At 60.9% G+C, this 16,245-nt stretch carries 11 protein-coding genes; 8 read left to right on the forward strand and 3 right to left on the reverse strand.

All coding sequences use genetic code 11. The annotated features are described in order from the left end of the window. Nucleotides 1–289: 289 nt before the first annotated feature. Complete coding sequence (gene fhuF / locus AB4O09_RS18425; protein ID WP_080587881.1) at nt 290–973, reverse strand: siderophore-iron reductase FhuF; 684 nt, start codon at nt 971–973, stop codon at nt 290–292. Nucleotides 974–1,172: 199 nt separating this feature from the next. Between fhuF and AB4O09_RS18430 the strand changes: the two genes are divergently transcribed. The 4 genes from AB4O09_RS18430 to AB4O09_RS18445 all read left to right on the forward strand — a co-directional run bounded on the left by AB4O09_RS18430 (nt 1,173) and on the right by AB4O09_RS18445 (nt 6,837). Continuing rightward, nucleotides 1,173–2,876, forward strand: a complete 1,704-nt coding sequence (locus tag AB4O09_RS18430; RefSeq protein WP_414881043.1) for an ABC transporter ATP-binding protein/permease — start codon at nt 1,173–1,175, stop codon at nt 2,874–2,876. Between the two features lie 322 nt (nt 2,877–3,198). Next, nucleotides 3,199–5,061 carry an ATP-binding protein gene (locus tag AB4O09_RS18435; RefSeq protein ID WP_028236527.1) on the forward strand — a complete coding sequence of 621 codons (1,863 nt, stop codon included), beginning with the start codon at nt 3,199–3,201 and terminating at the stop codon, nt 5,059–5,061. Nucleotides 5,062–5,149: 88 nt separating this feature from the next. After that, on the forward strand, nt 5,150–6,388 hold the full coding sequence (locus tag AB4O09_RS18440; RefSeq protein ID WP_460107341.1) for a porin: 1,239 nt from the start codon (nt 5,150–5,152) through the stop codon (nt 6,386–6,388). Nucleotides 6,389–6,399: 11 nt separating this feature from the next. Next, a complete protein-coding gene (locus AB4O09_RS18445) occupies nt 6,400–6,837 on the forward strand; it encodes a type 2 periplasmic-binding domain-containing protein (protein ID WP_038859030.1) in 438 nt (145 codons plus the stop codon). 10 nt (nt 6,838–6,847) lie between these two features. On the opposite strand, the gene AB4O09_RS18450 is transcribed toward AB4O09_RS18445, so the two are convergent. Further along, on the reverse strand, nt 6,848–9,220 hold the full coding sequence (locus AB4O09_RS18450) for a putative bifunctional diguanylate cyclase/phosphodiesterase (protein ID WP_060613775.1): 2,373 nt from the start codon (nt 9,218–9,220) through the stop codon (nt 6,848–6,850). Between the two features lie 354 nt (nt 9,221–9,574). On the opposite strand from AB4O09_RS18450, the gene AB4O09_RS18455 reads away from it, so the two are divergent. Next, the gene (locus tag AB4O09_RS18455) at nt 9,575–10,585 is read left to right on the forward strand and encodes a response regulator (RefSeq protein ID WP_032833217.1); all 1,011 of its coding nucleotides are present in this window, start codon (nt 9,575–9,577) and stop codon (nt 10,583–10,585) included. 3 nt (nt 10,586–10,588) lie between these two features. Then, nucleotides 10,589–11,542: a GGDEF domain-containing protein gene (locus AB4O09_RS18460; RefSeq protein WP_028236528.1), complete on the forward strand. Its 954-nt coding sequence runs from the start codon at nt 10,589–10,591 to the stop codon at nt 11,540–11,542. Nucleotides 11,543–11,703: 161 nt separating this feature from the next. Here the strand turns inward: AB4O09_RS18460 and treA are convergent, their stop codons facing one another. Beyond that, nucleotides 11,704–13,332, reverse strand: coding sequence for an alpha,alpha-trehalase TreA (treA, locus tag AB4O09_RS18465; RefSeq protein ID WP_460107344.1), 1,629 nt, complete (start codon nt 13,330–13,332; stop codon nt 11,704–11,706). 300 nt (nt 13,333–13,632) lie between these two features. On the opposite strand from treA, the gene AB4O09_RS18470 reads away from it, so the two are divergent. Both AB4O09_RS18470 and AB4O09_RS18475 read left to right on the forward strand, forming a co-directional pair. Then, complete coding sequence (locus AB4O09_RS18470) at nt 13,633–14,643, forward strand: zinc-binding alcohol dehydrogenase family protein (RefSeq protein ID WP_013693059.1); 1,011 nt, start codon at nt 13,633–13,635, stop codon at nt 14,641–14,643. 17 nt (nt 14,644–14,660) lie between these two features. Beyond that, on the forward strand, nt 14,661–16,187 hold the full coding sequence (locus AB4O09_RS18475) for a UxaA family hydrolase (RefSeq protein WP_028236530.1): 1,527 nt from the start codon (nt 14,661–14,663) through the stop codon (nt 16,185–16,187). Nucleotides 16,188–16,245 lie beyond the last annotated feature (58 nt).

A 16,245-nucleotide genomic window follows, 5' to 3' on the forward strand; every position in this document is an offset into this window, starting at 1 on the left:
GACGTTGATCTCGGACGCCCCGTTAACCACGATGGCCGAACGCAGGCATTGTGGAGTGGGCCCACGGAGCAATGCCGGAGTGAGGGCATGCCGAGCCCTAGCGAGGCACCGAGTGGTGGGACACATGCGTTTTGCTTACTTTTGACTGGGCCGGCTCCCGGGCTTTTCAAAAGTGAGCCGCCGTCAGGGCGGAACCCTAAGCAGCCGTTACCGCAGCAACGGATATGCACCCAATCCAATCCAATCCAACCCAGTCCAACCCACCCAAAAGAAAACGACGCGCTCCCCCCTACTCATAGATGTAACGCAGGTAGCTCACCTGCTCCGCCACCGGCAGGCGGTGCAGCTTGGGGCAGGATTCGCAGAGCACTGGCGGTTGGCCTTCGACCGGCTCATGCAGCTGGTAATGCAGGCAGCAATGCCGGCGCAGGGGCAAGCACGGGCAAATCTGCGGCGCCGGTGATTCGACCATGCGTTGCAGGCCTCGCAGCTTCAAGCGTCCGTTGTTCACCGTGACGTGTTCCAGCCACTGGTGCGCCTCGGCGAAGCCGTCCCTGGACAGGTCCGGGTCCAGCCTGGCGAACGCGCCATCCCAGATGGCGACGAAGTTGCCCCACAATATCTTCGGAGCCAGGCCACCAGCGGCGGCCAAGGTGCTGAACAGCGGCGCCAGGTGCTCGTGGATCAATCGCGACCAGTACGCGGCACGATCATCCGCACCCAAGGCCGACAGCCCGGTGGCCAGGCCCAGCGCCGCAGGTTGACCGTCGTCGTGCAGCAGCAGCGCGTCTTCGCCCCAGAACTCGATGGCGCAGTGACGCGTCAGCACGCAGGCCAGGGTGGCCGGCAGGACAATGCTCATGTAGTTCATCGACCACTGCGATACCACGGCGGCGCGGTTCACCCCCGGGTAACGCAGGGCAAACCGGCTCAGCAAGGGTTGCAGTGCGGCAGGGTCGGCAAGCTGGCTCAACGCAATGGCAGGCTGGTCGCCAGGTGCCTGCCGGATAACCCGCTGTATCGGCGGCCAGGCCTGGTTAAGCCATTCTGGAAATTCGATAGCGGGGCTCCCGTGGCTTTCCCTAATTAATGCAAACGATTAGCATTGGCTGATCCTATCCTCCCGCCCTTGCAAACTCAACGTCGTTAGCGACCAGGCTTACCAAGACCACATGCACACACTTCGCAATTTCTGGCGTCTCGCGCGGCCTTTCTGGGCCTCCGAGGAAAAGTACCCGGCCCTGTTGCTGCTGTTGGCCACCGTGCTGATGACCCTGTGCCTGGTTGGCGTCAATATCCTCACCAATTTCTGGAACCTGCACTTCTATAACGCCTTGCAGGCCTTGGACTATCACGGTTTCCTGATCGGCAGCCTGCAATTCATCCTGCTGCAGATCGGCACGGCCGCCTTTACCGTGGGCGCATTCCACTTCCAGCAAAAGCTGACCATCCGCTGGCGGCGCTGGGCGACCCGCAACATGCTCGATCAATGGCTGGGCAGCCAGCGCTACCAGAAGCTGAAACTGACCGAAACCGACGTCGACAATCCTGATCAGCGGATCGCCGAGGACATCGACTTGTTTATCGTCAAGTCGCTGAAGTTGAGCCTGGGCCTGTTGACGTCGGTGGTGTCGCTGTTTTCCTTCCTGCATATCCTCTGGCAGGCCTCCAGCCTCGTCAGCGTGCCGTTCAACGACCAATCGGTGGTCATTCCGGGGCTGCTGGTGTGGGTCGCCCTGGTGTATGCGCTGGCGGGCACCGGCCTGGCCTTCTGGCTGGGCCGCGCGCTGCCCAGCCTCAATTTCATGCAACAGCGGCGTGAGGCGGATTTTCGCTTCTCGCTCATCCGCCTGCGGGAGAATGCTGATTCGGTGGCGCAATACCGGGGTGAAGTCGTGGAGAACGAACGCTTCAACCGTCGCCTGGAGGCGGCGCTGGAGAACTTCTGGGCGCTGGTGAAGAAACAGAAGCTGATCATGGGCTACTCGACCTTCTACTTGCGCAGCGCGACGGTCATCCCGATGTTCATCATGGCCCCACAGTTCTTTGCCGGCGCCTTTCCCCTCGGCCGTCTGACCCAGATAAGCGCGGCCTTCGGCGAAGTGCACGCGGCCATCGCCTACCTGGTGAGCGTGTTCCCGGAGCTGTCGGAATGGAAGTCGGTGATCGACCGGCTGGTCGGTTTCCAGGAGCGCCTGGATAACGTCGAGGTCAAGTCCCAGGTCAGGCACGAGCAACAGGCCAGCGGCCTCGACATCAAGGACCTGGACATCTGGCTGCCGAACGGCCGGCCATTGTTCAAAGGCTTCAACCTTTCCCTCAAGCCCGGCGACAGCCTGATGATCAGCGCGCCGTCCGGCTACGGCAAATCGACGCTGATCCGCACGATTACCGGGCTTTGGCATCACGCTCGCGGTTCAAGTTGTTATGACCGTGAGCGCGCCCTGACACTTTCGCAAAAACCCTACCTGCCGTTGGGCAGCCTGCGCGAGGCGCTGTGGTATCCCAAACCGCCCCGTCGCGAAGAAGATGCGGCGCTGCGCCAGATCATGGAGCAAGTCGGCCTGCAACACCTGGCCGATCAGTTGGAGGAGGAACGGGACTGGGCGCAGACCCTCAGCGTCGGCGAACAGCAACGCTGTGCATTCGTCAGGGCCCTGCTGACCCGCCCTACGGTGCTGTTTCTCGACGAGAGCAGCTCGGCGCTGGATGCGACAAACGAAGCGCGCTGCTATCAACTGCTCAAGCAAACGCTGCCGGACACGATCCTGATCAGTGTCGGGCACAGCGCCTCCCTGGAGCACTTCCATTGGCAAGTCCTTGAATTGCGGGACGAGGCGCAGTGGGTGCATCGCAAGGTCAAACAAGCGGTGTGAGCCCAATAGAGCAAACGCTGAATAACCTGTGGCGGGCGGAGTTGTGGGAGCAAGGCTTGCCCGCGATGGAGTCGACTCGACTTCAGGAGGGCCGCGTCACCTTCATCGCGGGCAAGCCTTGCTCCCACAAAACCCCCTCGTCACAAAGTCCTCAGTATCCCCGTCAATCGCCCCCCTTTGTACATTGGCATGCAGGTTTTGTGGTCTATAGTTCCTGACAGATCCAGAGTTTCGCTCGGGCCATAGGAGCAACACCCCCTCGAGCCGTAACCATGTCGGATGCCCACCAGCCTTCGGTAGTGAATAATGCAGGGAGCACACCATGCCGATCCAGCGGCCTGAGACACTGAGGTTGGCCCCTGGCCCTGCCCATCATCCAGCGATGGATGGCGATACCGAGGCCGGCGTGTTTCGGTTCGGCTTCGACCAGGCCAAGGAAGCCTACATTCTGTTCCCGTTGCTGGCCGCGCTGCTGTTGCTGGCCATCTGGGCTGCGACCCTGTACCTGATCAAGGTTGAACACGCCCGCGCGCAGCAGAGCGCCGCGACGGCAAGCCTGGAGATGGGCGCCACCTACGAAGCGCAAATGTTGCGCGCCATTCACGAAATCGATCAAACCCTCAAGTTGGTCAAATACACCTACGAAGCTGAGGGTGAGCCCAATCCCTTGCGCCGTCTCCAGGAGCGGGCCTTGTTGCCGCCGGCCTTGGTGTTTGACGTCAGTGTGGTCAACCCGGACGGCAGGCTCGTGGCAAGCACGCGGACCAACGACCGGGAAAATATCGCGGACCCGGATGAGCAACAAACGCTGCGCCATAGCGACTCACTGTCCATCAGCCACCCGTGGAAAAGCCCTGTCACCGGGGAATGGCGCTTGCGCTTCAGTCGGCGACTCGACGCCGCGGATGGCGGGCTTTCCGGGATCGCCAGGGTCGAGGTCGATGCCGCCTACTTCGTCAGCAGCTACGACGCCTCGAAACTCGGCGACCAGGGTGCGCTCGGGCTCCTTGGCACCGACGGCATCTTCCGCGTACGGCGCACCGGGGAAACGGTACTGGCCGGCGATACGGTCGATTACAGCGCCGTGGTGCCGGACGCCGAAAACACCGAGGCCGTACTCTCGGTCAATGGATGGGACGGGGTGCGGCGCTACACCAGTGCCCGCCAGCTCTACGACTTTCCGTTGGCGGTGATTGTCGGCTTGTCCGAGCAAGAGCAACTGGCCGCGGTGAACCAGCAAGCGCGCACCTATCTCTGGCGCGCCGCGGGCGGCAGCCTGGTGCTGGTGTTGTTGGTGGGCCTGCTCGCCCGGATGAGCTGGCAACTGGCGCAGAGCCGTTTGCGCGCCGCCGAAGCCCAGACGCAACTGGCCGCGGCCGCCCGCCAGGCCGGCATGGCCGAAATCGCCACTAACGTCCTGCACAACGTCGGCAATGTGCTCAACAGCGTGAATATCTCCGCCGACCTGGTCACCCGCAAGCTGCGTACCAGCAAGGCCTTGGGGCTCGGCAAGGCGGTGCAAATGATGAACGAGCATGCCGAGGACCTCGGCGACTTCATCTCCCACGACGAAAAAGGCAAGCTGCTGCCCGGCTACCTGAACCAACTGGTGGACGCGCTGGCGGTCGAGCAACAGAGCATGACCGAGGAACTCGGCCAACTGACTAAAAGCGTTGACCATATCAAGGAAATCGTTTCCGCCCAGCAATCGTATGCGGGCACCTCCACCATTGCCGAAACCGTGCAGATTAAGGAACTGATCGAGGATGCCCTGCGCATGAACGCCGGCATCATCGCGGCGCGCCAGATAACCGTGGTGCGAAACTTTGCCGAAACGCCCTTGCTGCTGTTGGACAAGCACCGGGTGCTGCTGATCCTGGTCAACTTGATAAAAAACGCCAGCAGGGCGATGGATGACAAGCCGGAGCTTGCCCATCAAATCATTCTTCAGAGTGAGATGCACCCAGGAGACACCCTGGTGATCAAGGTCATCGACAATGGCGAAGGCATCGCGCCCGAGAACCTGACACGGATCTTTGCCCACGGCTTTACCACGCGCAAGGATGGTCATGGTTTTGGTCTGCACAGCTGCGTCCTGGCGGCCATGGAGATGGGTGGTTCGCTGGAGGCCCACAGCGAAGGCCCGGGAACGGGGGCGACCTTTACGCTCAAATTGGCGATCTAGGCTACGCTTCGGTGGTTTCACGCAGCTTCAGCCAACGTTACAAGGAACAGACGAATGGCGATCCATGCAACGAGGTCACGTTGACCCTATGGCGACAAGACCCAATACCCTGGCCCTGGCCGTCATGACGCTGTATGCCGGCGGGGCCAGCGCCGACACAGCCGATACGTCGATGTTCTCGCTGAGCAGCTTCGGCACGGTGGGGATCGTCCACTCCAGCGAGAAAAAAGCCGACTTCACCTCCAGTATCTTCAAACCCAACGGCGCAGGTCATTCACGCAACTGGAGCGCCGACGTCGACAGCCTGATCGGTGCCCAACTGACCGCTACGTTCACCCCGCAGCTGTCGGCCGTGGTGCAGGTCATTTCAGAGCAGCGCTACGACAACAGCTACCGGCCCTTTGTCGAGTGGGCCAACATCAAGTACCAGTTCACGCCGGACTTCAACGCACGCATTGGCCGTACCGTATTGCCGACTTTCCTGGTCTCCGACACTCAAAAGGTGGGCTATACCCTGCCCTGGGTGCGGGCGCCCATGGAGGTCTACAGCCTGATGCCGATTTCCAGCAGCGACGGCATCGATGGCAGCTACCGGTTTCATATCGATGAAATCACCGATACCGTGCAGGCTCACTACGGTCAGACCGACAGCCGACTGCCTGACGGTGCCGGCAAAGCACTGGCGAGAAATTTCTGGGGGATCACCAACACCGCTGAGTTCGGCGTCCTGACCACGCGCATCACCTTCATGAAAGCCGACCTGACCCTGGAGCAGTTCAACTCACTCTTCGATACGTTCAGGGAGTTTGGTGCAGAAGGCATCGCCATCGCCGATCGCTACGACTCCGATCACACGCCCGTCGAATTCTTTGGAGTAGGCGCCAGCTATGATCCGGGTGATTGGTTCGTCATGAGCGAATGGGGGCGTCTGGATAGCCGTTCTGGCCTCGGCAGGACCAGCGCCTGGTACATCAGCGGCGGGTACCGCATTGAAGCGTTCACCCCCTATGTCACCTACGCTCGGTCCAAGACCGAAACAGAAGTCTCCAGCCCGGGCTTGACGACATCGGCCTTGCCACCGGAGCTGGCGGGTGCCGCCGCGCAGCTCAATGGTGCGCTCAACTCTGTCCTGGGCTCCAACGAAGGCCAGCAGACCCTTTCCCTGGGCGTGCGCTGGGATTTCACCAAGAACATGGACGCCAAGCTGCAATACGATCACACACGTTTCAAGGGTAACTCGGTCGGTCCGTTGATCAACCCCCAACCGGACTTCGAGCCTGGGGGCTCATTCAACGTCATCAGCCTAGCTGTCGATTTTGTATTCTGATGGAGCGGGACATGTGGTTTGTGAGGCTCATCGGATTCGCCGTAGCGGGACTCGCCATGTGCGCAGCCAGCGCTGCCGTCAAGGCCGACGTGGTTGTGGTCGTCGCCACGTCCAGCCCGGTGAAAGCGCTCGCGCGTAATCAGGTGGCGGATATTTTCCTCGGCAAGACCAGTCGTTTCCCCGACGGCGGACAGGCTACTCCCATTGACCTGACGGAAGATTCGCCGACCCGCGATGAGTTCTACACAACGTTCACAAGCAAGTCCGCCTCCCAGCTCAAGGCGCACTGGTCGAAAATCATCTTTACCGGCAGAGGCCAACCGCCCCAGGCTGTTTCAAGCAGTTCGGAGGTCAAGAAGCGTGTCGCAGAGAACCCCGGCACCATTGGCTATATCGATGCTCGGGAGGTGGACGGCAGCGTCAGGGCGCTGCCGCTTGACCCGCAATAAGCGCGGGCCTTTACGTATCGAGATCCGTGTCAGCCGCCTGGGCTTGCAGCAACACCTTGAACTGATCGGCGGGAACCGGTTTGTTGAAGTAGAACCCCTGGAATTCGTCGCAGGCATTGTCGCGCAGGAAATCGGCCTGCTCCTTGGTTTCCACGCCTTGGGCCACCACGGTCAGGCTGAGGGTCCGGCCCATGGCGATAATGGCCTCGGTCAAGGCTTTGTCCTCCGACACGCTGCTGGTATCGCAAATACACGAGCGGTCGATCTTGATGACGTCGAGCGGAAACTGCTCGAGGGCAGAGAGCGAAGAATAGCCAATGCCGAAATCATCGATGGCGATGCGGACCCTCAGGTGTTTGAGCCCGGTCAACACGCTCAACGCTCTCTTGACGTCCTGCATGAGCAGGCTCTCGGCGATCTCCAGCTCCAGCAGACGTGCATCCATACCGGTTTCGGCCAATATCTCAGCCAGGTCCGTAAGCAGGTTCTCATCGGCAAACTGCCGTGCCGTGAGGTTCACGGCGACCCCCAGGTGCGGCAATCCCTGTTGCTGCCAGGCCACGTTTTGCTGGCAGGCGGTCTTGAGTACCCACTTGCCGATCGGCACGATCAAACCGGTCTCTTCCGCGACGGGGATGAACTGCATCGGTGCCACGATACCCAGGTCCGGATGATTCCAGCGCAGGAGCGCTTCCATGCCGGTAATGCGGCCACTGCCGATATCTCGCTTGGCCTGGTAGTGAAGCTGGAACTCGTGGCGCTCCAGGGCGTGGCGCAAGCTCAGCTCCAGCGTCAACCGTTCCAGTGAGTCCGCGTTCAGCTTCGCGGAGTAGAACTGGAAGTTGTTCTTGCCGCGTTGCTTGGCCTGGTACATCGCGATATCGGCGTTTTTCTTGAGTGTCTGCTCGTCCAGGCCATCCTGTGGAAAAACACTGATGCCGACGCTGGCGGTCACCCGGAACTCCTGACCCTGGAGGTTGAAAGGCCGGGCAATGGCACCCAGGATTTTCTGGGCAGTGGTTGCCACGTCCTTGTCATCGGACAGCTCCGGCAGCAGGATCACGAATTCGTCGCCGCCCAATCGGGCCACCGTATCGCTGGTGCGCAGGCACGCCTTGAGTCGCAGCGCGACCTCCTTGAGCAATTGATCGCCAGCATCGTGCCCAAGCGTATCGTTGACTTGCTTGAAGCGGTCGAGATCCAGGAACAGCACCGCCAGTTGCCGATGATAACGACTCGCCTCGCCAATGCTCCGGCTCAACAGCTTGCTGAACAGACTGCGATTGGGCAACGCCGTAAGGCCGTCGTGATAGGCCAGGTACTCGACATTTTCGGCGTAGGCGACTTTCGCTTCACCAGCGCGCAGGCGGCTTTGCAGCAGTTGCCAGCTCATCCGGGCAAGCAGCCCCGCCAACAACACCAGCAACAGGCTGCCGCCCGCGGTCCGCCAGAGGTAGGTGCGCGCTTGCCGCTTCACCGTGGCCAGCTGTTCTTCTTCGGATAAGCCGACAATCACCGCCAGCGGAAAATCGTAGAGCTGACGGGCGCTGATATAGCGCCGCACACCGTCCGGTCCGTTGATCAAGCGTACGGCTTCAGCGTTTTCAGTGTCTGGCACCACGACGGCGTAATCGACCTCGTCGCCCGCCGATATCGCTTCCCCGCTGCGCCGTGCCCGAAAGACACCGTCGATGCCCAGCAGACCGAGCAAGCCCTGATTGCCAAGCTTGGAGGTGTCATAACTGCTGACGAAATAGGCCGCATCGACTTCGACCATGGCGATCCCGGCGAATGCGCCATCCCCCGTGTCGAGCCGTCGACTGAAACGCAACTTCCACTCCCCCGTCGCCGGGCTTTTCCACGGGCGGCTGATCGACAGTGCAGTGTCACGCCCCACCGTTTGCAGCTCATCCTTGGCGATCCGGTTTCCGACCTCGCTCGACTGGGTGCTGGCGACGACCAGGCCACTGGCATCGACCACGCTGACATCAAACAAGTAGGGTGAAGGCAGCAAGGCGCGGGCCTTGAGCTTGGGCAGCGGGTTTGGCTCGCGCTCGGACTCGTAGGTGTACTTGACGAGCTTGAGGGTCTGATCGATTTCACGCACCGCCCGTAGGATCTGCGCTTCGTAGGTGGCTCCGATTTCCAGGCTCGCCTCGGCAATGCCCTGCTGCGCGCGGGCCTGTTCGAACTTGATCAGGTACAGGGTGCCCGCCCAGATGACCGACAGCAGGAGAACCGCCAGCAGCGGGAACAGAATGTAGGCTTCCTTGACCTGGTCGAAGCGGCGCCGAAACAGATCGCTCGTCGCATCGGACAAGGCGTTTTCACGAGGGGCAACATCCTGGGCCGACGTCAGTACACTCGCCCGTTGGATCGCCATGATGTGCTCCCTGCATTGTTCACTGCTGACGGCCTGCGGGTATCCGACGCGGCAACGCTGCGAGGCGTCCGTGGTTCCTGATCGCCGGCACTGAAGGATTCCGGACCTGCAGAAAACTATAGACCACAAACCGCGTCTGCCACTGCCAATCGGCACGTCGTCCGTGGCTTTGCGCTGGTTGTAATGACGAAGTGCAGTTGACTCCCCTGACTTATTGGTCCAGTTTTTAATACAACAGTGTCATGCAGGTCTTTCATGCACGACGCAATGCCTGATAAATCCCGTTCGTTAATCAAAGGGCCCCTGCCAGCCTATGAATGATGTACGTAGGACCTCCCCTGCCATTGAACGCCAATGGATGCCCCTGTGCCGTTGATTCCCCTGGTTGTGTGTGACGACTCCAACATGGCGCGCAAACAGGTTTTGCGCGCGCTGCCGACAGATTGGCCGGTTTCGGTCACCGAGGCGGTCAACGGGCGCCAGGCCATGGACGCCATACGCCAAGGCCTGGGGCAAGTGGTGCTGCTCGACCTGACCATGCCGGAGATGGATGGCTACCAGGTGTTGAGCGCCTTGCGCGCCGAGGGATTGCAGGCGCAAGTCATCGTGATTTCCGGTGACATCCAGGACGAGGCGGTGCGCCGCGTGCTTGAGCTGGGCGCGTTGGCGTTCCTGAAAAAGCCTTTCGACGAAAACGAACTGCGCCAGACCCTCATCCGGGTGGGGCTACTGACCCAATCCGGCCAGGTGCCGCTGCAGAATCGTTCGGCCACGAACACGGCCATCAGTTTTCACGATGTGTTCCGCGAGACGGTCAACGTGGCCATCGGCCGGGCAGCGGCCCTGATCGCCAAGGTATTGGGGGTCTTTGTGCAGTTGCCGGTGCCGAACGTGAACATTCTCGAGGTCGGGGAACTGCATATGGCGCTCAACGACGTCGGCAGCTCCCAGCAACTCACGGCCATCTGCCAGGGTTTCATCGGCAGCGGCATCGCCGGCGAAGCCCTGCTGATATTCCATGACTCGGAAATCGCTGACATCGCGCAACTGATGCAGCGCGAGAGCGCCGATTATTCGGACCTGGAAATGTTGCTGGACCTTTCCAGCGTCTTGATCGGTGCGTGCCTGAGCAGCATTGCCGAACAGATCGATGTGGTGTTTTCCCAGGGCCATCCGCAAATCCTCGGCCAGCACGCGGCCATCGAGGACCTGATCCAGGTCAACCGCAAGCACTGGAAAAAGACCCTGGCAGTGGAAATCAGCTACAGCCTGGAAGGGCACGATATTCGCTTCGACCTGTTGCTGCTGTTCACGGAAGACTCCATCGAACGGTTGACCCACAAACTCGCCTATCTGATGAGCTGAGCCATGAACGATTCCATCGATCTGAACGAGTTTCACTGGTTGCTGGCCATCGTTCAGAGCATCGACGTCGGTGTCGTGGTGCTCGACCGCGAGTACCGCGTGCAGGTCTGGAACACCTTCATGGAGAACCGCTCCGGGGTGCAGCCCAAGGACGCCCACAATCAGCATTTTTTCACTCTGTTCCCTGAAATCGATCGCCAATGGTTCAGCCGCAAGGTGGAAAGTGTCGCAACCCTGGGCACGCCGGCGTTCACGGTCTGGGAGCAGCGCCCGTACCTGATTCGGTTCAAGAGCTACCAGCCGATCACCGGCCAGGAAGCGTTCATGTACCAGAACACCACGCTGTTGCCGCTGCGCTCGCCTGACAACACCATCAAGCACATTTGCCTGGTGATTTATGACGTCACCGACGTCGCCACCAACCGGCATCAACTCCAGGCCGCCAATGCACAGCTGCAAAAACTCTCCAGCACGGACCGACTGACGGGGTTGTACAACCGTGGTCACTGGGAGGCCAACCTGAAAGCCGCCTACGCCCGGCATCAGCGCTACGGCCATGCGTTGAGCCTGGTAATGCTCGATATCGACCACTTCAAGCGGGTCAACGACACCTACGGTCACCAGGCCGGCGACAAGGTCATCGAGCATGTCGCCGGGCTACTGCGCGAGCATGTGCGCGACGCCGACGTGGCCGGGCGTTATGGCGGTGAAGAGTTCGGCGTGGTGCTCTCAGACACCGACAAGGCCGGCGCGCAGATTTTCGCCGAGCGCCTGCGCAAGGCCGTCGAGACGCTGGAAGTGCACTACAACGACCAGGCCATCCGCTTCACCATCAGCCTGGGGGTGGCCGACCTGAGCCAACCCTCGAACGACCACGCCGACCTGATCGCCAGGGCGGACCAGGCGCTGTATACGTCGAAGAAGAGCGGGCGCAATCGGGTGACGATCCATGAATAGCGAGCCCACCTTCCTACTAAGGTGATGGTGCGACTTGACCACGCCACACATCCCCCTGTGGGAGCGAGCTTGCTCGCGATAGCGGTGGTTCAGCAACATTGAGGGTGGCTGGCACGCCGTCATCGCGAGCAAGCTCGCTCCCACAGAGATGTGTACGGCATTCACTTGCCCACCAGGGTTGGGGGAGTCGCGCCATATTTACCCAGTAGTTTGAGCGTCACCCCATTCGTCCAGCCGAAACCGTCCTGCAGTTCATATTCGCCGCCTCCCCCGCCGTCACCACGCCCGGACAGATCGTATTTCTCCACCAGTTTGTTTTCCTTGCGGTAAAGGTTCTCGACCTGCTGCAAGAAGCGGCTGCCAATTTGCTGCGCCAGGGCGGTTTGCCGGTATCGGTCCAGCCCCTCCACCGCGACCCATTGCAACGGTGCCCAGCCATTGGGCTCGTCCCACTGCTGGCCATTACTGACCTGGGTGGTGGCGATGCCGCCGGGGCGCAACAGGCCGTCACGTACCGCATCGGCGGTGCGATTGGCATGTTCGACAGACGCCAGCCCCGTATACAGCGGGAAAAGCGTCGCGGCCGTGAGCTGCTGGCGTGGCTGGTTGCGTTGCCAGTCGTAGTCCACGTAGAAGCCTTTGTCGGCATTCCACAAGTGCTTCTCGATGGCACGCTGGCGCAGTTCGGCGCGCCGGCCGTAAGCCTGGACGCAGGGGCTGTTGTGCACCGTCTCGCAGGCTTTGGCGATGGTGTTTTCCAGATGATAGATCAGGCTATTCAGATCCACGGGCACGATAGCGGTGGTGCGAATGCTCGCCAGGTTGTGGCCATCGTCCAACCAGCGCGAGCTGAAGTCCCAGCCACTTTCGGCGCCAGCGCGCAGGTCACGCCAGACCTCCTCCCTGGGCCGGTCCGGCGCCTGCTCGGCGGTGTTGACATCTTGCAGCCAGGACTCCTGTCGAGGCGTCGGGCTGGCATCCCAATAGCGGTTGAGCACACTGCCATCGGCGAGCTTGACCACGTGCCGCTCAGCCGTGCCGGGCTTGAGTGCCTGGGCGCCCTCCATCCAATAGGCATACTCCTTCTGCAACTGCGGCAGGTATCGTCCATAAGCCTGGTCGCCCTCGATACGCGCCTGCAACTCCACCATGTAAGCAAAGAATGGCGGCTGCGACCGGCTCAGGTAGTAGGTGCGATTGCCGTTGGGAATGTGGCCGTAGGTGTCGATCATGTAGGCAAAGTTGTCGGTCATCTGGCGGACCTGGGCCTTATCACCGCTCTGCTCAAGCCCCAGCATGGTGAAATAAGAATCCCAGTAATACATCTCGCGAAAGCGTCCACCGGGCACCACATAGGGCTGCGGCAGCGGCAACAAGCTGCTGTAGGCCGGCACCTGGCTGTAGGATCGACTCAGTACCGGCCAGAGGCTGTCGATGTGTGCCTCGATCGGAGCACCGGGCTTGGGAGCCGGGCTTCCGGCTTCGCCGGACTCGATGAAGTTGTCTTTCACGAAAGCCTTGATATCGAAGCCATCGCTGTTACGTCGGGCCAGGTAATCGGCGCGAATCTGCGCCGGATCACGGTTGGGCAGTGCGTCCACGAAATGCTTCTGGTCAGTGAACACCTGCCCGCGTTGCACCGCTTCAAAGAGTTCTGGATAGGCCTGATCGGGGGGGAGATTGGCCCGTCCTTGGGCGTCAGCGTAGCTCCATTTGGCGGGCGGTTGGCTTGAACAGGCCACGCACAGCAGCGCGGCAAAGGAGAGGCTGGCGAGATCGATAGGTCGCATCAGAGGGTCCATCCTGTTTTTCGTTCCTGATAAACGAGTGACCTGTCGGGATGGACCTGGGTTCACTCAAGATGCAGCGCCGGGCGACGTCCAGATTGAATTTGGTCAGTCCAATCAATATTTTTATTAATTGGTCTTGCCAATATTTTTTACGGCGTGTAGTTTCGGGCCAAGGTCATCGGTGCAGGTCACTGCCCGCCTACAACAAAAAAAGAGCCCCGGTCCCGGCAGCCGTGCGCTCACAACCCTCCTCCCGCCTGCAGGCAGCCACTGCCCGTACGCCAGCCAAGGAGCATCAACATGCTGACTGTCATCTGTAACGAACCCGGCTCGTTAACCGCCATCGAACGTGAAAAGCCCCTCAGGAAACCGGGAGAGATCCTTATCCGGGTCAAGCGTGTCGGGGTCTGCGGCACCGACCTGCACATCTTCACCGGCAATCAGCCGTACCTCGAATATCCGCGCGTCATGGGCCACGAGTTTTCCGGGGTTGTCGACGAGACGGACAGCGCCAGCGACCTCGCCATCGGTGATGTTGTCTATGTGATGCCCTACCTTTCCTGCGGGACATGTATCGCCTGCCGCCAGGGCAAGACCAACTGCTGCACCCGCATTCAAGTGCTGGGGGTTCATTGCGATGGCGCGTTCACTGAGTACCTGAGCGTTCCCCACGAGTTCGTGCACAAGGCTGTGGGTGTTTCCCTCGATCAGGCGGCGATGATCGAGTTCCTGTCCATCGGCGCCCACGCTGTGCGGCGCTCAAATGTCCAGTCGGATAAACGTGCGCTGGTGGTCGGCACCGGCCCGATCGGCATGGCCGCGGCGATCTTCGCCAGCCTGCGTGGGGCGCAAGTCACCGTCCTGGATACCCGTGAGGATCGTCTTGCGTTCTGCAAGCAACACTTGGATATCCACGCCGCCGTGCACATCGGCGAAGGCGACAAGCAGACCCTGGCTGAACTGACAGGGGGTGATTTCTTCGACGTGGTGTTCGATGCCACCGGTAACGCACGGGCCATGGAACGCGGGTTCGAGTTCATCGCCCACGGCGGCACCTATGTGATGATTTCGGTGGTGCGGGACTCCATCACCTTCTCCGACCCTGAATTCCACAAGCGCGAAGCCACGCTGATGGGCAGCCGTAACGCCACCCAGGAAGACTTCCGCCACGTCGAGCAATGCCTGCGCGACGGATTGATTCCGGATGCGGCCCTGAACACCCACCGACTGACCCTGGGCGACGTGGCCGATTCATTCTCCACATTGCTCGACCCCAGCCAGGGTGTCGTCAAAGCCATCATCGAGTGCTAGGAATCGGAGGACGCCACATGAACCCGCCTTCTTCTTTGCTTGTGCTGGCACCGGGCGATGATGTCGCAGTGGCCCGGGGCGATATCGCCAAAGGTCAGCACGTGAGTGCCGACGGCATCACACTGACCGCCAGCCAGCCGGTTCCGTCCGGCCACAAGATCGCCCTGCGCACGGTGTTGGCCGGCCAACGGGTGCTCAAGTACGGGCAGACCATTGGCCAGGCAATCCGGGACATCGAGCCCGGCGATTACGTCCACGTGCACAACCTGGACATGCCCGCCTCCAATGCCGAACACCGTGTACGGAACGTCTATGTGCCCACCTCGTTGAGCAATGATCCCGCTACGTTCGAAGGTTACGTTCGTGAGGATGGGCGCGTCGGTACACGCAATTACATCGGGGTCATTTCCAGCGTCAACTGCTCGGCAACCGTCTGCAAACACATCGCCAATGCCTTTTCTCCGGAACGCCTGAAAGACTTTCCCAACGTCGATGGCGTCGTGGCGATCACCCACGGCAGCGGCTGCGGCATGGGCGCCAAGGGTGAAGGCATCGACATCCTCAAACGCACCTTGCGCGGCTATGCCGATCACGCCAACTTCGCCGGCGTGCTGTTGATCGGCCTGGGGTGCGAAGTCAACCAACTGACCCCGTTGATGAATGAACTGGGAGATCGCCGCGCTGTGCTCAAGGCCAGCCTGATCATTCAGGAAGAAGGCGGTACTCGCGAAGCCGTGCGCCGTGGCATCGCCCATATTGAAGCGATGCTGCCGGTCATCAACCAATACCAACGGTCGACCGTGGCCGCCAGCCACTTATGCGTCGGTTTGCAATGCGGCGGCTCGGATGGTTACTCGGGCATTACGGCCAATCCGGCACTCGGCGCGGCCGTGGATCTGTTGGTGCAGCATGGCGGCACCGCGATTCTTTCGGAAACGCCGGAAATCTATGGGGCCGAACACTTGCTGACGGCCCGCGCGGCGTCTGCCGAAATCGCGGAAAAATTGATGGAGCGGATCCGTTGGTGGGAAGCTTACGTGCGCCACAACGACGGCGATATGAACAACAACCCTTCGCCGGGCAACAAGGCCGGGGGCATCACCACCATTCTGGAAAAATCCCTGGGCGCCGTGGCGAAAGCCGGTGCGACCGGGCTGATGGGCGTCTACCAATACGCTGAAACGGTCGATACCGGGGGCCTCGTGTTCATGGACACACCCGGTTATGACCCGGTGTCCGCGACCGGCCAGGTGGCCGGAGGCGCGAATCTCATCTGTTTCACCACGGGCCGCGGCTCGACCTACGGTTGCAAACCCACGCCCTCCTTGAAGATCGCCACCAATACTCGCCTGTTCCAACGCATGGAACTGGATATGGATTTCAACGCCGGCGGCATTGTCGATGGCGTGGAGTCGGTGGCGCAGGCGGGAGAGCGGTTGTTCCGACTGATGCTGGAGACGGCGTCCGGACATCGCACCTGCAGTGAGGAAAACGGCTTGGGCGATAACGAGTTCCTGCCTTGGCAGATCGGCGCGGTGATGTGAATGGCAGAGTCACTGCAACCCTTCCCCACATAAATGAACACCATCAAGCGCCTATGGT

The sequence above is a fragment of the Pseudomonas sp. H1_F01 genome (genome assembly GCF_054681425.1).

Bases quoted from the DNA above. Each gene is read 5' to 3' on its own strand.
- AB4O09_RS18430 (WP_414881043.1), top strand. From the start codon at position 1,173: ATGCACACACTTCGCAATTTCTGGCGTCTCGCGCGGCCTTTCTGGGCC.
- AB4O09_RS18435 (WP_028236527.1), top strand. From the start codon at position 3,199: ATGCCGATCCAGCGGCCTGAGACACTGAGGTTGGCCCCTGGCCCTGCC.
- AB4O09_RS18440 (WP_460107341.1), top strand. From the start codon at position 5,150: ATGGCGACAAGACCCAATACCCTGGCCCTGGCCGTCATGACGCTGTAT.
- AB4O09_RS18445 (WP_038859030.1), top strand. From the start codon at position 6,400: ATGTGGTTTGTGAGGCTCATCGGATTCGCCGTAGCGGGACTCGCCATG.
- AB4O09_RS18450 (WP_060613775.1), bottom strand. From the start codon at position 9,220: ATGGCGATCCAACGGGCGAGTGTACTGACGTCGGCCCAGGATGTTGCC.
- AB4O09_RS18455 (WP_032833217.1), top strand. From the start codon at position 9,575: ATGGATGCCCCTGTGCCGTTGATTCCCCTGGTTGTGTGTGACGACTCC.
- AB4O09_RS18460 (WP_028236528.1), top strand. From the start codon at position 10,589: ATGAACGATTCCATCGATCTGAACGAGTTTCACTGGTTGCTGGCCATC.
- treA (WP_460107344.1), bottom strand. From the start codon at position 13,332: ATGCGACCTATCGATCTCGCCAGCCTCTCCTTTGCCGCGCTGCTGTGC.
- AB4O09_RS18470 (WP_013693059.1), top strand. From the start codon at position 13,633: ATGCTGACTGTCATCTGTAACGAACCCGGCTCGTTAACCGCCATCGAA.
- AB4O09_RS18475 (WP_028236530.1), top strand. From the start codon at position 14,661: ATGAACCCGCCTTCTTCTTTGCTTGTGCTGGCACCGGGCGATGATGTC.